The sequence below is a fragment of the Roseateles sp. P1_C6 genome, from assembly GCF_056406315.1.
This window is the reverse complement of sequence record NZ_JBFUAK010000014.1, coordinates 19,613-45,053: the sequence shown is the minus strand read 5'-3', so window position 1 is coordinate 45,053 and position 25,441 is coordinate 19,613. Positions and strand designations below refer to the sequence as shown.

The 25,441-nt window shown below is 68.7% G+C and carries 1 protein-coding gene (only partly in view); it reads left to right on the top strand.

Going from position 1 to position 25,441, the window contains the following annotated elements:
- Window positions 1-25,441: the 3' portion of an Ig-like domain-containing protein gene (locus tag AC1D29_RS26820; protein ID WP_477903308.1), read on the top strand. 17,831 nt of this gene lie to the left of the window's left edge; the window shows 25,441 of its 43,272 coding nt (coding positions 17,832-43,272); its start codon lies beyond the left edge, outside the window; its stop codon occupies window positions 25,439-25,441.

The following is a 25,441-nucleotide window of genomic DNA, read 5'->3' as shown; positions in this document are numbered from 1 at the left end:
CAACGGCCACCAGCTGCTGGGCGCCGGCGGCGCGCTGCAGCTGGTCAACAGCGTCACCGACAACGGCGTGTCCAGCGGCAAGACCTCGGGCGCGGCGGGTGCGCTGATCTTCGGCGAGAAGGGCTCGGAATCGCATGTCGACGTGGTCACCAACGTGCGCGCCACGGTGGGCGACAACGCGGTCGTGCAGGCCGGCGGCGACATCAAGCTCGACGCCTTCTCGGCGGCCAACGGCGCCGCCACGGCGGGATCGGGCGGCGGCGCCTTCATCGCGGTCGGCTACTCCGAGGCCTATGTCAATGCGACGCAGGCGGTGCAGGCCACGGCCGGCAGCGGCGCGCAGCTGACGTCAGGCGGCTCGGTCAGCATGCTGTCCAAGAGCACGCAGAACGGCACCATCGACGCCAACTCCAAGGGCGGCGGCTTCATCAATTCGTCCGACGTGTCGGGCGGCGTGCAGCTCAACCACGACACCAATGCCGGCATCGGCAACGGCGGCAGCATCACGGCGGCGCACAACGTCAGCATCCAGGCCGAGTCGCGCTTCGATGGCGACGTCTACGGCAAGGCCTCCAGCGGCGGCCTCGGCGCCGGCTCCGACACCGACATGTACTGGCATGTGGGCGGCAGCGGCGCGCAGCAGCAGACGGCGGTCAACGTCGGCAACAACGCCGTCGTCAAGGCCGGCGACGACATCACGCTCGACGCGGCGATGACGCACGCCAAGAGCCGCGTCACCGCAGATGCCTACTCGGCCGCAGCGGGTGCCAACCCGGACTCGCATGCCTATTCGCGCATGTACTCCGACGCCGTCGTCAACGTCCGCACGGGCGCCCTGGTCAGCTCGCTGGAGAACATCAATGTGCAGGCCTCGCATGGCGGCCTGAACGCCTACGCCTACTCCGAAGGCGAGGCCGACGCGGCCGGTGGCGACACCGACGTGGACCTGACCATCGAGCAGCGCCTCAACTCCCTCATCAACGCGGAGGCGGGCGCCACCTTCGAGACCCATGCGCTGGACGTGCGCGCCGAGCTGGGCAGCTACTCCACCAGCTACCGTTACGTGCAGGACGGCGCCTGGGTGGACGACGGCGACGTCAACGTCGGCACGCCGCACACCTACAACCAGCACATCGACTTCAACGCCGATGCGCGCCTGTCGTCCGGCCCCAACCCGGTGCTGCTGGTGGACGGCGCCGGCAATGTCGTGACCGCACAGAACGTGACGGTCAACAACACGGCCAGCACCGTCATCGTCAACGACATCGCCAACAACAGCGTCGGCACGGCCAACTTCCGCGCCAACGGCGTCTACGACCCGGGCAAGGACATTCAGGCCGGCACCATCGCCGGCACGCAGTCGACCTTCACCTTCGTCCACACCTTCAACCGCATCACGCTGACGAACCAGTCGACCAAGGACTTGCGCATCAACAACATCGCGCCGGTCAACACGACGGCAGTGCCGCAGGTCCACATCGATGTCGACAACGTCAGCGGCCCGGCCACCGACGCGACGCCGTTCGAGTTCAACATCCGCCACAGCTACGGCGCGACCGAGCTGCTGATCCGCAACACCAACACCTTCAATGGCGCGGACATCCAGCTCAACGGCGTCATCGACAACCCGCTGGGTTCCACGCTGATCGCCGCCGTGGGCGGCAGCATCGTGCCGTTCAGTGCCGGTGCGCTGGTGCGCACCAACACCGCCAACCTCAGTGCCGGCAGCGCCATCGGCAGCAGCGGCCAGCGCCTGGAGCTGGAGCTGGTGCAAAGCGAGGGCCGGTTGGCGACGCTGGCCAGCATCTCCGGCGGCAGCACCTTCCTGGGCATCCGCGGCCTGCAGCGCGACCCGAACGCGGCCAGCTTCACGCTGAGCTTGGGCAACCTGTCGGCGGGCGGCGAGCTGAACCTGCTGCTGCGCGAAGCCAAGCGCCAGGTTACCGTCAACGGCACGCCGCCGACCTACCAGGTCCAGGTCAACATCGACTACGCCAGCCGCGGCATCGACCTCGGCACGACGAACTGGATACGCCACTTCCGACCCGACCAGGCGGGCAATGCCATCGTCGACTTCCCTGTCGGCTTCTTCGGCACCGGCAACGAGGCCATCGCGTCCACGACCACCATCGGCACACTCAGCGCCGGCACCGACCTGAGCGTCATCGCCCAGACGCCGGCCCAGCGCATGGACCTTTTCCAGCGCAACACCTGGACGGCCGGCGGCAACGCCACCATCCGCTCCAACGGCGACATCACGCTGCCCAGCACCGTGCAGGCCGGCACCGGCAACCTGTCCGTGCAGAGCCTGAACAACTCCGTCTATGCTGACCACCTGATCGCCGGCGGCAACGCGACGGTCACGGCCGCGCTGGACATCTCCAATGTGCTGGCCAGCTACGCCCACACCTGGCTGGCGCTTTACACCAACAACCTGCTGACCGCGGGTGGCTCCGCCCAGCTGACGGCCGGTCGCGACGTCACGCTGCCGCGCATCGTGCAGTCCGGCGGCAACCTTAGCATCCAGGCCGGCCAGCAGGTGCTGGCGCCTGCGTCGCTGTGGTCGCAGAACGCCGACGTGACCATCGTCAGCACCAATGGCTCGGTGCAGGTTGACCATGTCGTCGCCGGCAGCGACGTGTCCATCACGGCCAGCCAGGGCACCATTTCCAACGTGACCGGTGGCCAGACCGGCAACCGCCTCAACCTCTACCCGGACAACCTCGTCACCGCGGGCGACAGCATCACCATGCTGGCTGGCGGCAACATCACGCTGCCGCGCCTGGTGCTGGCACAGGCCGGCGCCATCAGCATCACCTCCACCGGCGGCAGCGTGCTGCTGGAGCGGGTCGAGGCGGCCAACAACAACGTCACCATCTCCGCGGCCAACGGCGGCATCCAGGAGATCGGTGGCGACGCCGCGGCCGACGTGCTGGGCATCAATCTGCGCCTGACCGCGGGCGGCGCAGGCATCGGCACGAATGCCAACGCGCTGGAGATCGACTCCTCGCGACCCAGTCACGGCAATGTCTGGGCGCTTGCCGACGGCAGCATCGTCATGACTGAGGTTGCGGGTGACCTCAACCTCGACCGCGTGCGCTCCAGCAGCGCCGACGTCGAGCTGACCGTGCTGGGCGGCGACCTGGTCGATGACCTGTCCGACCTGCTCGCCGACGTCGAAGGCAACAACCTGACGATGACCGTCAGCGGCAGCATCGGCAGCTACTACAACGACGTCGAGATCGACAGCCGCTTCAGCGCGGCCGGCGGCTTCGTCAACGCGACCGGCAATGCCGGCGTGCAGCTGACCGAGGTCGTGCAGGCCTTGTACGTTGGCGCCATCGTCAGTGGCGCTGGCCACGTGCGCCTGACCTCGCGCGACAGCCAGGCCACGGGCGAGCACATCATCATCGGCGAGGGCCGCAGCGTTCAGGCCGGCAAGAGCGTCACGCTCAGCGCCGGCGACAACCTGACGATCAACGGCACGGTCTCGTCGGGCGACCGGTTGTTCTTCAGCGTGGACCATCACAGTGCCGATGCCGAGGGCGGCAGTGCGCTGATCGGCGGCACGGTGACGGGCGACCGTCCCGAGTTGTATGGCGACGACCAGGCCGACACGCTGGACGTGTCCGCCCAGTCGCAAGGCTGGACGGTCTACGGCCGTGGCGGCAATGACGCCATCACCGGCGGCTCCGGCGCGGACGACCTCTACGGCGGCGACGGTGTCGACACCATCGCCGGCGGCGCGGGCGACGACTTCATCGACGCCGGTGCGGGCGCCGGTGGCACGCTCTCCGGCGGCGCGGGCAACGACCGCATCTACGGCAGCGACGATGGCGGCGATGGCGCCCAGGGCGACACCATCCTCGGCGGCGATGGCAACGACCAGATCTGGGCGCTCGGCGGCGCCGACAGCATCGATGCCGGCGCGGGCGACGACTTCGTCGACGGCGGCTCGGGCGACGACGCCGTCTTGGGTGGCGCCGGCAAGGACCAGCTCTACGGTGGCCGCGGCGACGACACGATCTGGGGCCACGCCTTGCCCGAGCAGGCTGGCCAGCCAGCCGACGACGACGCCACCGACCGCATCTACGGCGAACAGGGCGACGACGAGTTGCACGGCAACGGCGGCGACGATGTCATCGACGGCGGCTTCGGTGCTGACCGGATCTTTGGCGAGGCCGGCAACGACGAGCTGAACCAGGGTTACGGCCAGGGCGGCTCACTCAGCGGCGGTGCCGGTGACGACTTGCTCGTCGGCTCCAACGACGGCGCGGACAGCCTGTCCGGCGGCGACGGCGAGGACCGCCTGCAAGGCCTGGCCGGCAACGACACGCTGGATGGCGGCGCGGGTGCCGACATCCTCGAAGGCGGCGAGGGCGACGACCAGCTCGAAGGCGGTGCGGGCGCCGACCTGATGGTGGGCGGTGCCGGCAACGACACGTTGTACGGCCACTCGGCCAGCGGCGCGGGCGACGACAAGGCGGCCGACTACCTCTATGGCGACTTCGGCACCAACGGCAACGAAGCCGGCTCCGGACGTGACCGGCTCTTTGGCCAGGGCGGCAACGACCTGCTGTACGGCGAAGGCGGCGACGACCTGATCCAGGGCACGGCCGGCATGGCCGTGGCCGAGACCGGCGGCGGCACGACCAACTTGATCGACTTCGGCGGCGCGGGTGATGACTCGACCTTCAATGGCACGGTCACTGCAACGCCGGCACCCGCTGCGGTCCCGGTGGACGACACCAGCCCGCGCGCGGCCGGCTCGTTGCCGGACGGCGTCGTGGGCAGCGGCCGCTGGGCCGACCTGAACGGCAGTTCGGCCGATTCCGCTGCGCTGCATGGCCTCGCCGGCGATCTGGGCCTGTCACAGCAACCAGCCGTCGCGACCGGCCCCAGCGGCGAGCGCTATGTCGCCTGGAGCGACAGCCGCAACGGCAATCTCGAGATCTATGTTGCCAAGCACGACGGCACGCAGTGGGTCACGCTGGGCACCAGCGCCGCGCAGGGCGGCGTGTCCGCCAGCAGCGCGGCGGCGTCCGCCAAGCCGACGCTGACCGTCGACGGCACAGGTGCGCCCGTCGTCGCCTGGACCGAGACGCTGGCTGACGGCAGCCACGACATCGTCGCCAAGCGCTGGAACGGCTCTGCCTGGGTCAGCCTGGGCAATGCGACCAACAACGGCCATGCCGTGCAGGCCAAGCTGGTCAACACGACCAACGGGCCGGTCGTCGTCTATACGGATGACTCGGTCGGCAACCTGCGCCTGTACGCCAAGATCTACACCGGCGGCGCCTGGGTCGCCCTGGGCGCGCAGGCTGCGACCACCGGCACCGGCTTGGGCGTCGGGACCGAGCTGCGCGACTTCAGCATCGCGGCCAGCGGCAACAAGGTCGCCATCGCCTACTCGGCGGTGCAGGCCGGCGGCTCGCTGCGCCAGGTCTACGTCACCGAGTTCACATCGGGTGGCACACCCAGCACGGGCACCTGGGCCGGCTTGGCCGGTTCCGACACGGGCAGCGGCGTCAGCGGCGGCGCGGCCGTCAAGACGGCGCTCGGCCTCGACACGACCTATCACGCCCAACCCAGCGTCGCCTACTTCGGCGGCGGCCTCTTCGTCGCCTGGCAGGCCTGGGCCGACCAGGGCGCCGCCGTGGTCACCGCCCAGCTCGGCGCCGGCGGCGTCACCGTGCGCGACGTCATCAATGACCAGAGCCGCCCGGGCCTGCCGCAGCTGGCGGCCGGCGGCAGTTCGCTGCGCCTGGTGTGGGTCAACACCCCGCTGCTGGATGCATCCAGCAGCCTGTACGAGCGCCAATGGAACGCCACCTCGCAGCACTTCGAGGAAGTGCTGCCCGGCCAGGCCAGCGGCATTGGTGTCGGCAGCGGCATCAGCCAGACCGGCGGCGAGCCGCAGCAGCTGGCCCTCGCCGTGGACAGCAGCGGCCGCGCCGTGCTGGCCTGGCAGGACGCCAGCGTCGGCTCGCCAGAGATCCTGGTGCGCGCCGACGCCGCGCCGGTCAGCCGTGTGTTCACGGCCAGTGGTGGCACGACGGTGCAGGACATCCTCGACGGCCAGACGCTGGGCGCGGGCGACGTCATCGTCGTCAATGGCAGCCAGGAGGGCTTCACCGTGTCGGCCGCCGACGCCGGCGTGACCATCTGGGGCGCACCGGGCAGCAGCATCACCGGCGCGGTGACGGTCAACGGCGCCAACGTGACGCTGCAGAACGTCAAGCTGCAGTCCACGCTGACGATCTCGGGCAACGGCGTCGGTGTCAGCGACGCCAGCGTGACCGGCCTGGTCAGCCTCACGGCGGGGCAGGGCGCACGCCTGTTCGGCAACACGTTCAGCGGCGGCGTCAGCGTGGCCGCGGGCGTGCAGAGCGCCAGCCTGCGCTTCAACACCATCTCCGGCGCCGTCGGCCTGCTGCTGGACAGCGCCACCGGCGTGCAGATCCGCGACAACCGCATCACCGGCTCCATCGCCGCGCTGCGCATCGCCAGCGGCGCTGCCGCCAGTGGCCGCATCGCCGGCAACACGCTGGTGGCCACCGGCACGGGCACCGGCCTGGATCTGCTGGCCACGTTCAACGGGCTCATCGAGGACAACCGCGTGCAGGGCGGCGCCCTGGGCGTCAACTACGCCGCCGCCAACCAACTGGCCGGCAACACCATCAGCGGTGCCACCGTGGGTCTGCGCAGCGCGCTGACGGGCGCCGCGGCGCTCGGCTGGGTGGGTGCGTCCGTTGACCGCCCCAACACCATCGAAGGCAACGCCACCGGCGTGCAGCTGCAAAGCGGCGCGCTGATGCAAGGCCAGGTCGTGCGCGGCAACACGGTGGGCGTGAGCGGCACCGGCCAGCTCGGCGGCGAGACGCTGACGCATGCCAACCTGGTCGAGGCCAACGTCACCGGCGTCAACGCCTTCACCGGCACCATCCAGTTCAACCGCTTCTCGGCCAACCAGACCGCCATCAACGCGGCCAGCGAGCAGCGCATCCTGCACAACCTGTTCTACCGCAACACGCTGGTCGGCGTCGAGATCAACGGCAAGGCCGACGTGCGGGTGTTCAACAACACCTTCTACGCCGTCACCGGCGACAACCTGCGCAGCGAAGGCGGCAGCACCGAAGTCGAGGTGCAGAACAACCTGATGTGGGCGATGTCCGGCTACGACCTGTACGTGGCCAACGACAGCCGCTACGGCTTCTACTCCGACTACAACAACCTGTTCGCGTCCGGCACCGGCAAGGTCGGCTTCTGGACCAAGGACTTCACCGACATCGTCGACTGGCAGGCCGACATCGCCCGCTTCGACCTGCATTCCATCGGCGCCACCGTCGTCAACCCGACCTGGGCGCGGCCCGAGTTCGTCAGCCTGCTGGGCGACGATTTCCGCCTGCGTGACCCGGTCGCGGGGCAGCGCTTCAGTTCGCCCGGCATCGACATGGGCACCGTGCTGATGGACAACGGCCGCAACCCGGCCGATCAGAACCTGATCGCCAACGCGGGCTTCGAAGGTTCGCTGGCGGGCTGGGACGTGAACGCCGGCTCGTCTTCGTACACGCCCACGGGCTCGGCGCCCAAGGCCTACGAGGGCAGCAACTTCTTCTTCGCCGGTGGCGTGGCCGGTGGCTTCGCGCGCCAGACCTTCACGCTGGCGCAGCTGGGCATCACGCCCGCGCAGGCCGATGGCCAGGACTTCGAGCTGCTGTTCGGCGGCCGCATCCGCCTGGGCGTGGAAAGCCCCGTGGACAGCGCCGAGGTGCAGCTGATCTTCCGCAACGCCGGGGGTGACGTCATCGCCACGGCCGTGGCCAAGGCCAGCGGCACGACCAACCGCTGGGAGCTGGTCGGCCAGCGCGCCGACGTGCCCTTCGGCACCCGGTCAGTCGAGTACGTCTTCAAGACCAACCGCATCACCGGCGGCAATGCCGACGGCTACTTCGACCAGGCCTTCCTCTACAAGGTCAGTGAGAACCAGGCCAGCGACCTCGGCGCCTACGGCCATGCGGCCACCGACCTGCCCATCCCCGCCGCCGGTGCGCCGCGCATCAACCTGCGCAGCCCGGACCTCTACATCGACTGGGAAAAGTTCAAGCCGCTCAACATCACCTGGGAAACCTTCGGCAACGCCGACGACTCGCCGGTGCGCATCGACGTCTACCAGGACACGGTGGACGGCCCGAAGTGGGTCGCCAACGTCGTCAGCGCGACGCCCGACTCCGGCCAGTTCACGTGGATCCCGGGCAACAGCGGCATCGACTACAACACCCACGGCCTGCGCATCCAGGTCAGCCTGGTGACCAACGCGGCCGTGCTGGACCGCAGCCAGGAAACCTTCACCGTGCCCGAGGACGGGCTGACCTACTACGTCAACGACGGCTCGACCGCCGGCGATGAGTACGCCACCGTGGTGGGCAACAACCGCAACACCGGCAAGGCGCCGGGCGAGGCCAAGCCCAACGTCACCAACCTGTTCCGCGCCTACGACTTGCAGGCCGGCGCGACGCTCTACGTCGACACCGGCAACTACGCCTTCCTGGAGTCGCTGACGCTGTCGGGCACCGCCACGCGCGGCTTCGGCATCGACGAGGGCTTCGTGATGACCGGCCCCACGCAGGCCGGCCACACCGCGACGCTGTTCCCCATCGTGCCCAACGAGCGCCAGTGGGCGCTGCTGGACCTGTCAGACACCGACTTCGTCACGGTCAGCAACTTCGTGCTGCGCGACGCCAACCGCGGCGTGCTCATCACCGGCGGCGCCGATGCCATCGACCTCGACCACATCGAGGCCTACGGCCATGTGAACGAAGGCATCTACGCAGCCCAGATCAACGCGCCGCTGGCGACGTGGACCGGCCTGAACGTGCATGACAACACGCAGACCGGCCTCTACGTGTCCGGCACGCTGGGCGGCATCGACCAGCTCACGGCCACGCACAACCGCGGCAACGGCGGTCTCTACGCCGAGGGCAGCCTGGGCTTCCTGACCAACTCGCAGCTCACCGACAACACCGGCCACGGTGCCTACTTCTACTACCCCGGCGCGGTGCGCGTGCAGGGCAGCCTGTTCCAGGGCAACAGCAACACCGGCCTGAACTTCTACGTCGGCGGCAGCACCCAGGCGCTGGTGGGCGGCGCGCTTGGTTCGGGCCTGGGCAACCGCTTCATCGGCAACGGCAACGGCGGCGTGATCGTCAACGGCAACGCGCTGCTGCAGGGCAACGTGGCCACCGGCAACCTGGGCAACGGCAACTACGGCATCGGCATGAGCGGCGGCGAGGCGCGCCAGAACGTCGTCTACGGCAACGCCAACGGCCTGTACATGTATAGCGGCCTGGTGGCCGACAACCGCATCTACAACAACGACCCGGGCACGGCCGGCAGCTACGGCGTCGGCCTGTGGCTCAGCACCGCGACGGCGACCGGCAACACGGTCTACAGCAACCGCGTCGGCGTCTACAGCCAGGGCAACAGCGTGCTGCGCAGCAACCTCATCTATGCCAACACGGCGGTGGGCGTGCAGTTGCAGGGCAGTGCGCCGCAGTTCATCGGCAACACGGTCTACCAGACCACCGGTGACGCGATCCAGCTCTACGGCTCGGCCAGCAACGCCAAGTTCGTCGACAACATCCTGTGGGCCGGCACCGGCGGCGTGGCGCTCAACATCGACGCCAACTCGCAGAATGGCTTCACGTCCAACTTCAACATCTTCCAGGGCGCCGTGGGCATCTGGCAGGGCACGCAGCGCGCGACGCTGACCGCCTGGCGCCAGGCCAACTTCCAGGACCTGGACGGCCAGGCGACGGACCCGCTGTTCGTCGACATCGACGGCGCGGATGGCCAACTGGGCTACTTCAGCGCGGCCAGCGACGGACGTGACGACGACTTCCACCTGCGCAGCACGCATGGCAGCTTCCACGGTGCGTCGCTCGCGCCCGTGCTCGGCGCGGGCGGCCAGCCCCTGCTGCTGACCGGCACGCTGACCAACGACGCGCAAGACAGCCCCGGCATCGACCGTGGTGCGCTGGACCAGCCCTTCGACAAGGAACCCGCACCGCGCGGCGGCTACGTCAACATCGGCTCCGATGGCAACACCATCTACGCCTCGCTGAGCCCGGCCGTCTACATCCGCGTCATGACGCCGAACGGCGGCGAGACCGTGGCCGAGGGCGAGACCTTCACCGTGCGCTGGCGCTCCGACGGCTTCAGCGGCAACGTCAACCTCGACATCAGCCTGGACGGAACGAACTGGCTGTCGCTGGCCGCCAACGAGGCCAATGACGGCGTCTACGACTGGACGCCCACGGCCGGCCAGTTCCCGGGTGGCGATTACGTGCTGCGCGTCAGCTCGGTCGGCCAGCCGGCCGTCAACGACCGCTCCGACGCGACCTTCAACCTCGCCTCCACCGTCAGCATCTTCTACGTCAACGACGGCGCGATCACGGGCGATGAGTACACGACAGCCATCGGCAGCGATGCCAACGACGGTCGCAGTGCGTCCAAGCCCAAGGCCTCGTTGCAGGCGCTGCTGAACGCCTACGACTTCAAGCCGGGCGACCTCATCCTCATCGACACCGGCGTCTACAACCTGTCGACCAACCTGATCGTCGATGCGCAGGACAGCGGCGTCATCATCCGCGGCGCGGTCAGCCACGCCTCCATCCTGAACCGCGGCAACACCAACAGCGGCCAGTACGCCTTCATCCTGGGCACCGGCGCCACCGACGTGACGCTGGACCGCGTGACGCTGACCGGCGGCCAGTACGGCTTCGTCGTCGGCGACAACTCCACCGCCCACCGCTTCACGCTGAGCAACAGCGACGTCAGCGGCAACAGCGCGGGCGGCGTCTGGATCGGCCAGAACGTTGACGACGGCAAGGTCCTCAACAACATCGTCCACGACAACGGCAACAACACCGGCATCTACGGCCAGTACACGACCCGCCTGCTGATCAGCGGCAACGAGGTCTACAACCAGAGCACCGGCATCTACACCTACTCGGCGGGCGACGAGGTGAATGACGGCGCCACCATCATCAACAACCTGGTGCACGATGTCAGCACCGGCATCCTGCAGTACTACGAGGGCTGGATCAGGAACAACACCGTCTGGGCGGCCAGCACCGGCATCAACGCCATCAGCAACTACGACGTCAGCGGCAACACCGCCTGGGGCAACACGACCGGCATCGATGCCAGCAGCGTCTCGGTCACCGGCAACACGGTCTATGCCAACACGACCGGTCTCAGCATCAACAGCTTGACGGCCAGTGGCAACCGCATCTACGACAACACGCTGGGCGCCAACATCAGCAGCAACACGCTGCTGACCAACAACCTGTTCTGGGAGAACACCACCGGCCTGCGCATGACCGGCAGCTACAGCGGCACCGAGCTGCATGGCGTGGCCAACAACACCATCGTGCAGACCGGCGGCACGGCGGTCTTCGTCGAGAACGCGAGCAACGCCCGCATCTTCAACAACATCCTGGACCTGCGCAGCGGCGCGACCGGCATCTCGGTCACGCCGAACAGCGAGAACGGCTTCCAGAGCGACTACAACCTGTTCAGCCAGCTCGCCGGCACCGTGCTGACGCGCTGGGAAGGGCGTGACTTCACGAGCCGCCCCGACTGGGTCTACGAGACCGGCTACGACGTGCACAGCCGCGTCGCCACGCCCAACTACGTCGACCTGAACGGCGCCGACAACCGCTTCGGCTGGGACGACTCGGCCATCGGCAGTGCCGTCATCCTCGACGACGGGGACGCCGGCGTCAGCTTCAGCGGAACCTGGACGACGGTCTCGACCGGCACGCCGGGCTACGGCGGCGATCGCCGCGAGGCCAACGGCAACCAGTACGGCACGGGCAGCAACGAGGCGACCTACACCTTCACGGGCCTGCAGGCGGGCACCTATGTCATCGCCGCGACCTGGAACAGCACGTCGGGCAACACCAGCAACCAGCCCTTCTACTTCTACGACGGCGCGGCGACGGCGGCCAACCTCGTGCGCAACATGCGTACCAACCTGCAAGGCCTGCCTGCCGACTACACGGCCGACGGTGCCAAGTGGCGCGACCTGGCCACCGTCGTCATCACCGGCGACACGCTGACCGTGCGCGTCAGCGACGCCGCCTCCTACGGCAAGATCGTGGCCGATGCGATCCGCGTGCAGCGCATCGGCGGCGACCACGGCGCGGACGACAACTTCCACCTCGTCGCCGGGTCCGCTGGCGTGGATGGCGGTGACCCGACTTCGCCCTACAGCCTGGAGCCGCTGAACAACGGCGCCCGCGTCGACCAGGGCGCCTACGGCAACACCGCCGGCGCAACGCAAAGCCCGTCGCCGATGATCCAGGTCACCGGCCCCAGCGGCTACGCCAAGCTGACCGTCGGCACGCCCACCACCATCGAGTGGCACACGGCCGGCCTGCTGCCGACCGAGCCCGTGATGGCCATCAACACCGGCAACGCCGGGCCCATCGCCGGTGGCGAGCTGGGCAACTGGCAGCGCAACGCCTACCAGACGCAGAGCTACAGCTACACCAGCTTCTCCGAAGCGGTGGACCTCAGCGGTGTCACCAACCCCGCGCCGGCCGGCGTCTACCAGAGCAATGTCTACGCCAACGGCACCGTCGGCCAGGGCCTGAGCTTCGCGCTGCCGGTGACCGATGGCGACTACGTCATCCGACTGCATTTCGCCGAGAGCTACGTCTACACCCAGGCCGGCAACCGTCCGTTCGACATCAAGCTCAACGGCACGACGGTGCAAACCAACTTCGACATCCGCGCGACCGCGGGGGCGAACTTCAAGGCCGTGGTGCGCGAGTTCACGGTGTCGGCCAGTGGCGGCAACGGCATCAACCTTGACCTCATCACCAAGGTCAGCGGCTGGGGTGCCCTGATCAGCGGCATCGAGGTCCAGCGCGTCGTGCCCGCCGGCGATGCCAACGCCAAGGTCAACCTGCAGGTCAGCCTGGACAACGGCCTCTCCTGGGCGACGATTGCCAGCGGCCTGACGATGGACCGCTTCGGCAATGGCCGCACGACCTGGACGCCCGACTTCGCGACCGCCGGCAACACGGCGCTGATCCGTGCCATCGCCGTGCACGGCAATGGCACGACCGCGGCGACCGACACGTCGGACGAACCCTTCCTGATCGCCAACGGCGGCAAGGTCTACTACGTCAACGACGGCACCACCACCAACGACGAGTACACGACGGCCATCGGCGACAACGCCAACAGCGGCAAGGACGCGGCCCACCCGATGGCCAGCCTGTCGGCGCTGCTGCGCGCCTACGACCTCGGCCCGGGCGACACCGTCTTCGTCGACAGCGGCCGCTACAACCTCATCACCAATTTCACGCTCACGGCCAAGGACTCCGGCGTGCGCATCGTCGGCGCGCTGCACGCCGTCAGCGAACTCAACCGCGGCAACACCAACGGCAACCAGTATTCGATCAACGTCGCTGGCGCGACGGACGTGACGCTGGAAAACCTCAAGCTCAGCGGCGGCACCTATGGCCTCGTCGTCGGCGACAACAGCGGCTCGCACCGCCTGACGCTGAAGAACCTCGAGGTCAGCGGCAACACCAGCGGCGGCCTCTGGATAGGCCAGAACGTCGACGACATCCTGGTGCTGGGCAACACCGTTCACGACAACGGCGGCACCGGCATCTACGGGCAGTACACGACAAGGCTGCAGATCACCGGCAACGAGGTCTACAACCAGTCCACCGGCATCTACACGTACTCGGCCGGCGACGAGGCCAACGACGCGCCCGTCATCAGCGGCAACCGCGTGCACGACACCAGCACCGGCATCCAGCTCTACTACGAGGGCGTGGCGCGCAACAACGAGGTCTGGCGCTCCAGCACCGGCCTGTACCTGCAGAGCGCCCGCGGCGAGAACAACGTGCTGCGCCAGAACAGCACCGGCGTCAGCGGCAGCAGCGCCGAGATCTTCGAGAACCACATCTACGCCAACACGCTGGGCGTTGAAGCCTCCAGCAGCACCATCACCGGCAACCGCATCTACAGCAACACGACGGGCCTGCGCGACACCGGCTCCGACTTCGTCAGCAACAACGTCTTCTGGGCCAACGTGACGGCCGCACGCATCGCCGGTGGCCGCACCGGCAACGACCAGCAGGGCTTCTACAACAACACCATCCGCCAGAACGGTGGTCGCGCCGTCGAGCTGGAGGCCAATGCCACCAACGCCCGCCTGCGCAACAACATCTTTGCACTGACCGACGCCACGGCCATCTTCGTGCCGGCCAGTGCCGAGCGTGGCTTCGACAGCGACTACAACCTGTTCAGCGGCAGCGACCCGACCGACTTCCTGGGCATCAACTGGGAGGCCGCCGACTTCAGCAACCTGCTGACCTGGCGCTTCGAGACCGGCAACGACCTGCACAGCCAGGTCGCCCCGGTGCAGTTCATCGACGTCGACGGCGCCGACAACGCCTACGGCTGGTCCATGGCGCCGCTGGGCAGCGCCATCATCCTGGACGACGGCGACATCGGCGTCAGCTTCAGCGGCAGCTTCACGACCGTCACGTCAGGCACGCCTGGCTACGCCGGCGACCGCCGCGAGGCCGGCGGCAACCTCTACGGCACCGGCAGCAACTACGCCACCTACACCTTCACCGACCTGACGCCCGGCACCTACCAGGTCGCCGCGACCTGGAACCACAACGTCAGCGGCGGCTACGCCAGCAACACGCCGTACGAGATCTACGACGGCCTGGTCGATCCCGACCGGCTGGTCAGCTTCCAGCGCACCGGCCAGAACAGCCTGCCCAACGACTTCACGGCCGACGGTGCCAAGTGGCGCGAGATCTCGACCGTGGTCGTCACCGGCACCACGCTGACCGTGCGCGTCAGCGACGCTGCTGCCTACGGCAAGTTCAGCGCCGATGCGCTGCGCCTGCAGCGCGTGCAGGGCGACACCGGCCGCGACGACAACTTCCGCCTGCCGGTCGGTGCTGCCGGCGTCGATGCCGGCGACCCGGCCTTCGCCTACGTCAGGGAACCCACCAACAACGGCGGCCGCATCGACATGGGTGCCTACGGCAACACGCCGCAGGCCACGGCCACGACCGTGCCGATGGTGCAGGTCACCGGCCCCGACGGCTATGCCAAGCTGGAGGTCGGCACCGCCACGGACATCAGCTGGCACACCGCCGGCATCACGACGACCGAGGCCGCGCTGCTGATCAACGCCGGCAACGCCGGCCCGGTCGGCGACCCGGTGCTGGGCAATTGGGTGCGCAACGCCTACCAGATCCAGGCCTACAGCTACACCAGCTTTGCCGACCCGGTCGACCTGAGTGGCGTCACCAACCCGGCGCCTGCCAGCGTCTACCAGACCAACGTCTATGCCAACGGCACCGTCGGCCAGGGCTTGAGCTATGCCCTGCCGGTGGCCGACGGCCAGTACGTCATCCGACTGCACTTCGCCGAGAGCTACATCTACGCCCAGCCGGGCAACCGCCCCTTCGACATCAAGCTCAACGGCAACACCGTGCAGAGCAATTTCGACATCCGCACCGCAGCGGGGGCGAACCTCAAGGCGGTCGTCAGGGAGTTCAACGTCGTCGCCAGCAGTGGCAACGGCATCAACCTCGACCTCATCACCAAGAACAGTGGCTGGGGCGCCGAGATCAGCGGCATCGAGGTCCTTCGCGTCGTCCCGGGTGCCGACCTGCAGGCCACCGTCGACCTGCAGACCAGCCTGGACAACGGCACCACCTGGCAGACACTGGCCACCGGCCTTGGCATGGACCGCTTCGGCAACGGCCACTACAGCTGGACACCGGACCAGACCACCAACGGCAACACCGCCCTCGTGCGCGCCGTCGTGCGCCATGGCGATGGCAGTGTCGCGGCGCAGGACGTCTCCAACGAACCCTTCCTGATCGCCAATGGCGGCACCGAGTTCTTCATCAACGACGCCAGCCTCGTCGGCGACGAGAGCACCACGGCCATCGGCAACAACCTGAACAGCGGCAAGGATGCGGCCCACCCGATGTCCAGCCTGGCCGCCTTGCTGCGTGCCTACGACCTGAACCCGGGCGACGTCGTTCACGTCGACAGCGGCAGCTACCGCCTCTACACGAATGCACCGTTCGAGGCGAGCGACTCCGGCGTGCAGATCAGCGGCGCCAGCGGCGTGGGCCACATCACGGCAATCAGCCGCGGCAACACCAACACGGGCGCCTACACGCTGGAGTTCTCCGGCGCCGACAACGTCACCGTCGACCACCTGAGCATCACCGGTGCCGCCTATGGCGTCGTGTTCAACAACAACACCGACAGCGACAACAACACGCTGCGCGCCAACGACATCAACAGCAACACCAACGACGGCGTCTGGCTGGGCACCAGCAACGACGGCAACCTGTTCACCGAGAACGTGCTGCGCAACAACGCCAGTCGCGGCATCTACTTCGAGAACGCGACCAACAATCGCGTCGAGAACAGCGAGATCCGCAACAACGCCAACGGCCTGTACTTCTACGGCGGCACCGGGAACCTGGCCCAGGGCAACAAGGTCCACGACAACAGCGGCTTCGGCCTCTACAACTACGGCGGCAGCAACGCCGTCTTCCGCGACAACGAGGTCTACAACCAGGCCAACTACGGCATCCAGTACTACTCCGGCACCTTGCTGATCGAGGGCAACCTCGTCCACCACAACGGTACCGGCATCGAAGGCCAGTACGGCACGACGATCCGCGGCAACGCCATCTACGCCAACACCACCGGCGTGCAGTTCTACGACGGCGTGCTGGAGGGCAACCGCATCTACAGCAACTCGGTCGGCGTCATCGACACCGGCTACAGCCGCATCTTCAACAACGTCATCTATGCCAACACCAACCAGGGCGTGCGCGTGCAGGGCGGCCACACCATCGAATCCGGTGACGGCCTGTACAACAACACCATCCTGCAGACGGTGGGTGAGGGCATCCGCCTGACGGCCAACGCCGCCAACGTGCTGCTGGTCAACAACATCCTGCGCGTCGATGCCGGCTACGGCATTGCCGTGGACGCCAACAGCCAGGTCGGCTTGCAGAGCAACTACAACCTGCTGTACCGCGGCCCGGCTGCCAATGCCTTCATCGGCCTGTGGAACGGCGCGACGCAGGCCACGCTCGCCGCCTGGCAGACGGCCTCGGGCAAGGATGCCAACTCGCAGACCGGCAATCCGCTGTTCCTGGACATCGACGGCGCCGACAACATCCTCGGCGAGCAGGGCGTCTCCACCGGCAACGGCTTCGACGACAACTTCGAGCTGGACGCCTTCTCGGCGGCCATCGACGCTGGCAACGCCTACCTGGCCCCGGCCAAGGACATCGAAGGCCGCGATCGCCGCAACGACCCCGATGTGAGCAACAAGGGCACGGGCTGGGACCTGTTCGTCGCGTCCGACGCCGGCGCGCAGTTCGCCGCCACCGGCACCGCCAAGCCGTTCAGGACGAGCGACGGTGCCTTCGAGCAGGCCCTCGGCTTCAACTTCACGTTCTACGGCAAGACCTACACCAAGATGTGGGTCAACGCGAACGGCTACGTGTCGTTCGACACCGGCACCGACTCGTCCTACTACTACGGCAACGCCAATTCCACCGACACGCTGCTGCGCAACGTGCGCATCGCGCCGCTGTGGGACGACCTCGACACCGGCCCCGCCGGCAAGGACATCTTCATCAGCCAGACGGCCACCAGCATCACCGTGCGCTGGGCCGCCAAGCTGCAGGGCACGGCCACCGACGTCAATGTCGCGATGACGTTGTTCGCCGACGGCAAGGTGCGCTTCGACTACGGCGCCGGCAACACCGGCCTCACGCCCACCATCGGCATGTCGGCCGGCAACGGCACCACCTACGTGCTGGCCAGCTACGACGGCCAGGCCAACCTCGCCAGCGCCAGCTCGCTGCTGTGGACACCCACGCCCGGCCTCGTCTACTACGACATCGGCGCCTACGAGTTCCAGGGCGCGTCCGGTGACACCACCGGCCCGCTGGTCGCCAGCATCTCGCAACTGCCCGTCAATGGGGGCACGACGGCGCTGGCGTTCTCGGCCGTGCAGATCGATTTCAACGAGGCGCTGAACGGCGTGTCCGCCCGCAGCCCGGCCAACTACGAGCTGCGCCGCGCCGGCGTGGACGGCCAGTTCGACACCGGCGACGACGTCGTCGTCAAGCTCAACCCGTTCTATTCCTTCCCCGAAACCAGCCTGACGCTGAACTTCGGCGGCGTGCTGGCCGAGGGCAAGTACCGCCTGACGCTGTCCGGCACCAAGGCCATCTACGACACCGCGGGCAACGCGCTGGACGGTGACGCCAACGGCACGCCGGGTGGCGACTACATCCGCACCTTCACCATCGACCGCAGCACCAACCATGCGCCGGTCGCCGCGCCCGCCACCGTCAACGTGGCCGAGAACGGCAGCATCGAGATCACGCTGGCCGCGACGGATGCTGACGGCGACGCGCTGATCTATTCCATCCCGACCGATGCGCTGCACGGCACGCTGTCGGCCATCGACCCGGTCACGCACAAGCTGACCTACACGCCCGACGCCGACTACAACGGCGCCGACAGCTTCGTCTTCAAGGTCGATGACGGCAAGACCGGCGTGTCCTCCGCGACCATCACGCTCAACATCACGCCGACCAACACGGCCCCGGTCGTGCAGAACCAGTCCGGCAGCGTCAACGAGAACGGCAGCGTCAACCTGCTGCTCGCCGCCACCGACGAGGAGACCGCGCGCGCCAACCTGACGTTCGAGCTCGTCACCGGCCCGGCCCACGGCACGCTGACGCAAGGCGCGGGCGGCGCCTGGGTCTACACGCCCACCGCCGGCTACATCGGCGCCGACAGCTTCACCTGGCGCGCCAAGGACCGCGGCGACCCGGACGGCACGCCCGGCAACGCCGTCACGTCGGCCACGGCCACGTTCAGCCTCAACGTCGTCAACGTCAACGATCCGCCGGTCATCGCCCCTGTGGCCGACCAGCAGGTCAACGAGGGCAGCCAGATCCAGGTGCAGCTCAGCGCCACCGACCCTGACGGCCCGGGCAAGACCTGGACGCTGCTCAGCGGCCCGGCCGGCGCCACGCTGAACGCCACCACCGGGTTGTTCTCGTGGACACCGACCGACGGCCCCGGCAACGTGGACATCCTGGTGCGCGTCAGCGACGGCGGCACGCCCAGCCGCAGCGCCGACCTGGCGTTCAAGATCCTCGTCAAGGACGTCGATCCCAAGCTCAACTTCACCGCGCCCGGTTCGGTGGGCGGTGTGGGCAACGGCGTTGCCGGCCAGGCCTACACCTTCACCTACACGGTCACCGACCCCGGCACCGACACCATCACGTCGCTGTTCGTCGATTGGGGCGATGGCAGCACCCAGGCCATTGCCGGCAACCCTGGCAGCCTGACCCACACCTTCGCCAACGTGGATGGCAACTACACGGTCAGCGTCACGCCCACCGACGAAGACGGCGCCCACGCCCCCAGCACGCTGGCCCTGCACATGGAGTTCAACGACCCGCCGGTGGCCAACGGCCAGACCGTGCAGGTCAGCGAGGACGTCGCCAAGCCCATCACGCTGGTTGGCACCGACCCCGAGGGTGGTGCGCTCACCTACAGCCTCGTCAGCGGCCCCGCCCACGGCACGCTCGGCACGCTGAACGCCGGCACTGGTGCCGTCACGTACACGCCGGACGCCGACTACAACGGCATCGACAGCTTCGTCTTCAAGGTCACCGACGCCGGTGGCAAGAGCGGCAACGCGACCATCAACCTGGTCGTCAACCCGGTCAACGACAAGGCCGTCATCGCCGCCATCGCGCAGCAGACGCTGAACGAAGGCCAGGCGCTGAGCCTGACCGCCACGGCCACCGACGTTGACGGTCCCGGCCCCATCACCTGGTCGTTGCTGAACGGCCCCGCGGGCGCGGCCATCAACGCCACGTCCGGTCTCATCACCTGGACGGCCACGGACGGCGAGGCGACCTACGCCTTCAACATCCAGGCCAACGACGGCGCGGGCGGCCTGTCCACGGCCACGTTCAACGTCGTCGTGCACGATGTCGCCCCGACGCTGTCCGCCTCGGGCCCCGCCACGATTGGCGCCGGCCAGGTCTACACGCTGGCGCTGGCGTCCAGCGACCCCGGCCTGGACACGCTCAGCGGCTGGACCATCAACTGGGGCGACGGCAACACCAGCAACGTCGCCGGCACCGCGACCAGCGCCACCCACGTCTACGGCGCGGCGGGCGGCTTCACCATCAAGGCCTCCGCCACCAACGAGGACGGCACGTTCGCGGCGCCCAACCTCGCCGTCACCGTCGAGCAGACCAACCACAACCCTGCCGCCGCGGACGACAGCTACAGCGTCCATGCCGGCCAGGTGCTGACCATCAACGCCCCGGGCGTGCTGGCCAATGACAGCGACGCCGACAGCGATCCGCTGACCGTCACCGCCATCAACACGACCGGCCTGCAGGGCACGGCGACCATCGATGCCAACGGCAGGCTGGTCTTCACGCCCACCGCCGGCTTCGTCGGCAACACGCAGCTCAGCTACACGCTCAGCGACGGGCAGGGCGGCACGTCCACCGGCATCGTGCGCATTGCCGTCACCAACACGGCGCCCGTCGCCGCGCAAGACGACTACAGCGTGCACGCTGGCCAGGTGCTGACCATCAACGCCCCGGGCGTGCTGGCCAACGACAGCGACGCCGACGGCGACGCGCTGAGCGTCACCGCCATCAACACGACCGGCCTGCAGGGCACGGCCACCATTGCCGCCGACGGCAAGCTGGTCTTCACGCCCAATGCCGGCTTTGTCGGCAACACGCAGTTCGGCTACACGCTGAAGGACAGCCACGGTGGCACGTCCACCGGCATCGTGCGCATCGCGGTCACGAACACGGCGCCCGTCGCCGCGCAAGATAGCTACAGCGTGCACGCCGGCCAGGTGCTGACCATCAACGCCCCGGGTGTGCTGGCCAACGACAGCGACGCCGACAGTGACGCGCTCTCCGTCAGCGCCATCGACACGACCGGCCTGCAGGGAACGGCCAGCATCGATGCCAACGGCAAGCTGGTCTTCACGCCCAACGCCGGCTTCGTCGGCAACACGCAGTTCGGCTACACGCTGAAGGACAGCAACGGCGGCACGTCCACCGGCGTCGTCCGCATTGCCGTCACCAACACGGCCCCCGTGGCCGCCGATGACAGCTACACCATGCACGCCGGCCAGGTGCTGAACATCGCCGCACCGGGCCTGCTGGCCAACGACACAGACGCCGACGCCGACGCGCTGAGCATCCAGTCCATCGACACCACCGGCACGCAGGGAACCGTGCAGGTGTTTGCCGACGGCCGCATGCAGTTCACCGCCGCGGCGGGCTTCACCGGCAACACGCAGTTCAGCTACCGGCTGGCGGACGGCCTGGGTGGCACGTCCACCGGTATCGTCCGCATCGCCGTCGGCAACGCAGCCCCGGTGGCCGCCGACGACAGCTACACCATGCACGCCGGCCAGGTGCTCAACATCCCGGCGCCGGGCCTGCTGGCCAACGACAGCGACTCCGACGGCGACGCGCTGAGCATCCAGTCCATCGACACCACCGGCACGCAAGGCACGGTGCAGGTCTTTGCCGACGGCCGCATGCAGTTCACTGCCGCGGCCGGCTTCACCGGCAACACGCAGTTCAGCTACAAGCTCAGCGACGGCCTGGGCGGCCAGGCCACCGGCATCGTCCGCATCTCGGTCGGCAATGCGGCGCCGGTGGCGGTGGACGACAGCTACACGCTGCGCCCCGGCCAGGTGCTGAACATTCCCGCGCCGGGCCTGCTGGCCAACGACAGCGACTCCGACGGCGACGCGCTGGCCATCCAGTCCATCGACACCACCGGCACGCAGGGCACGGTGCAGGTCTTTGCCGACGGCCGCATGACGTTCACGCCGACGGCGGGCTTCACCGGCGACACGCAATTCAGCTACCGGCTCAGCGACGGCGTCGGCGGCACGTCCACGGCAATAGTCCGCATCGCCGTCACCAACACCGCGCCGGTCGCGGCCCAGGACAGCTACAGCGTGCACGCCGGCCAGGTGCTCAACATCCCGGCGCCGGGCCTGCTGGGCAACGACAGCGACGCCGACGGCGACGCGCTGACCGTGCAGTCCATCGACACCACTGGCCTCAATGGCACGGTGCAGGTCTTCGCCGATGGCCGCATGAGCTTCACGCCGACGGCGGGCTTTGCCGGCAACACGCAGTTCACCTACCGCCTCAGCGACGGCTTTGGCGGCACCACGACGGGCATCGTCAAGATCGCCGTCACCAATGCCGCGCCCGTGGCGCAGGACGACAGCTACACCACGCGGGCTGGCCAGGCGCTGGACATCCCGGCGCCGGGCCTGCTGGGCAACGACAGCGACGCCGACAGCGATGCGCTGGCCATCCAGTCCGTCGACACCACCGGCCTGCAGGGCACGGTGCAAGTCTTTGCCGACGGTCGCATGAAGTACACGCCCACGGCGGGCTTCACCGGCAACACGCAGTTCAGCTATCTGCTCAGCGATGGCGTCGGTGGCACGTCCACCGGCATCGTCCGCATCACGGTCGGCAACGCCACCCCCGTGGCTGCCGACGACAGCTACAGCGTGCATGCCGGCAAGGTGCTCAACATCGCGGCACCGGGCCTGCTGGGCAACGACAGTGATGCCGACGGCGACGCGCTCAGCATCCAGTCCGTCGACACCACCGGCCTGAACGGCACGGTGCAGGTCTTCGCGGACGGTCGCATGGCGTTCACGCCGACCGCTGACTTCATCGGCAACACGCAGTTCAGCTACCAGGTCAGCGACGGCTTCGGCGGCACGGCGACCGGCATCGTCCGCATCGCCGTCACCAACACCGCGCCGGTGGCCGCCAACGACAGCTACACCGTCATCGCCGGCCAGGTGCTGGACATCCCTGCACCGGGCCTGCTGGCCAATGACAGCGACGCCGACGGCGACGTGCTGGCCATCCAGTCGGTCGACACGACCGGCCTGGCGGGCACGCTGCAGGTCTTTGCCGACGGCCGCATGAAGTTCACGCCCACGGCGGGCTTCAGCGGCGCGACCAGCTTCACCTACCGCCTGGCTGACGGCGTTGGCGGCACGACCACCGCGCGCGTCGACCTGAACGTGCTGCCGGCACTGCCGGCGCTGCATGTGCAGAGCTTCCAGGCCACCGACACGGGCTTCCGCCTGCGCTTCGAGCAGGCCATCGACCAGGGCCTCATCCAGCTCTACGGCGTCGGCGCCCTCGTGCCCGATGTCGACTTCACCGGCCCGGTCAACGGCGTGCAGGGCAGGGTCGCAGGCAGCCTGGTGTTCGACGCCGACGGCCGCGGCGCGAGCTTCGTCAAGACCGGCGGCCTGCTCGAGGCCGGCAGCTATCAGCTGACGTTGAAGGCCGGTGCCGACGGCTTTGTCAGCCTGGGCGGCCTGCGCCTGGACGGCAACGGCGACGGCGTCGCCGGCGACGCCTACACCCGCAGCTTCACGGTGGCCGCTTCCAGCGCCGCCGTGCTGGCGGTGCAGGAGTTCGCCCGCGGCCCCGGCCAGGCGGCCAGCTACGACCCGGCCCTCGGCGCCTTCGCCGTCAGCCTGGAGCGCGGCGCCGGCTTCCAGACGCTGAGCTTCGACCTCGACTTCGACCCGGCCCTGCTGAAAGTGACGGGCGCCACGCTGGCCAGCGGCCTGCCGGCCGGCAGCAGCATCACCAGCAGCCTCGCCCAGCCGGGTCGGCTGCATGTGCAGGTCACGCTGGGCGCGGCCATCGCCGACGCGGCGCTGCGCAACCTGGTGCTGGTGCAGGCCACGGTGCCACTGTCCGCCGGTTACGGCGCGGCCGAGGTGCTGCGCCTGGCCAACCTCAGCGGCAACGGCGGTGCACTGCGTGCCGACGACGGCCTGCATGTGGTGGCCAACCTGGGCGATGCCAACGCCAGCCGCAGCTTGACGACCGACGACGTGGGCCTCATCCAGGCCGTGGCGGCGCGCACCAACACGGGCTTTGCGGCCTACACGCTGATCGACCCGACGCGCGTTGCGGACGTCAACCGTGACGGACGCCTCACGGCGGCCGATGCGCTGCTGGTGCTGAACGCCAGCAAGGGCCTGGCCGTGGCGGCCATCCCGGCCCCGGTGGCGCCGCCGGTGGGCCCGGTCGTCTCGCGCGTCACGCCCGAGGCCGATGGCTTCAGCCTGCGCTTCGACCGCGCCATCAACACGGCGCTGATCCAGGCCTATGGCACCGGCAGCGTACAAGACCTGTGGCTGGACGGGCCGTCCGGCCGGGTCGGCGGCAGCGTGTTCTTCGACGCCGACGGCCAGGGCCTGCGCTTTGTCGTCACCAGCGGTGTGCTGCCGGCCGGCAACTACAGCCTGACGCTGAAGTCCGGTGCCGCCGGCTTCACGGCGCTGGCCGACGGCCAGCAACTGGACGGCAATGCCGATGGCACGACGGGTGACGACTTCGTCGCCGGCTTCAGCGTCGGTGCCGCCAGCGGCGCCGTCGTCAGCGTCGGCAACCTCGTCATGCCGGCTGGCGCCGCGAACCAGGCGCTGAGCCTGCAGATCCGCGAAGCGGCCGGTGCGCGCACGGTCTACCTGCAACTCGCCTACGACCCGGCGGCCCTGCACATCGACGCCGTCAACCTGGGCGCCGGTGCGCCGGCCGGCAGCGTCATGAGCCTGGACACCAGCGTTGCCGGCCGTCTGGGCGTGCAACTGACGCTGGGCAGCGCGCTGCCCGACGCCACGCAGCGTGCCCTGGTCACGCTCACCACCAGCGTGCCGGCCGGCTCCAGTGCCGGCAGCAGCCGCCTGCTGCGCCTGATGGATGTCAGCGTGGACGGCGCCGCCGCCCGCGCCGACCTGGGCGTGCAGGTGGTGGGTGTGCTGGGGGATGCCAGCGGCAACGGCAAGGTGGAACGCGAGGACGTGGGCCTGATCCAGGCCGTCGCCGCGCGCGCCGACACCGGCTTTGCCGCCCAGCCGCTGCTGGATCCCGTGCTGCTGGCCGACCTGAACCGCGACGGCCGCATCACCGCCGCCGATGCGCTGCTCGCCTTGCGCCTGAGCCAGCAGGCCTCGATGGTCCAGACGGCGGTGCCCGAGCCGTCACTCGTGTCGCCTGCACAGGCGACGGCCCCCGCGACTGCGGGTGGCGCGCCGTCGGCCGGCACTGCATCGTCCGCCTCTGTGGCGGCTGCACCGGCGCCGGTGGTCAAGTTGAGCGGCGCGTTGGACTTCGGGTTGAAGGCCCCGTTGCCCAGCAGCGTCTGGGTGAATGACTGGGTTGCGGGAACGCGCCAGACGGTGCCCAATGACTGGAAGGTCACGCTTTGA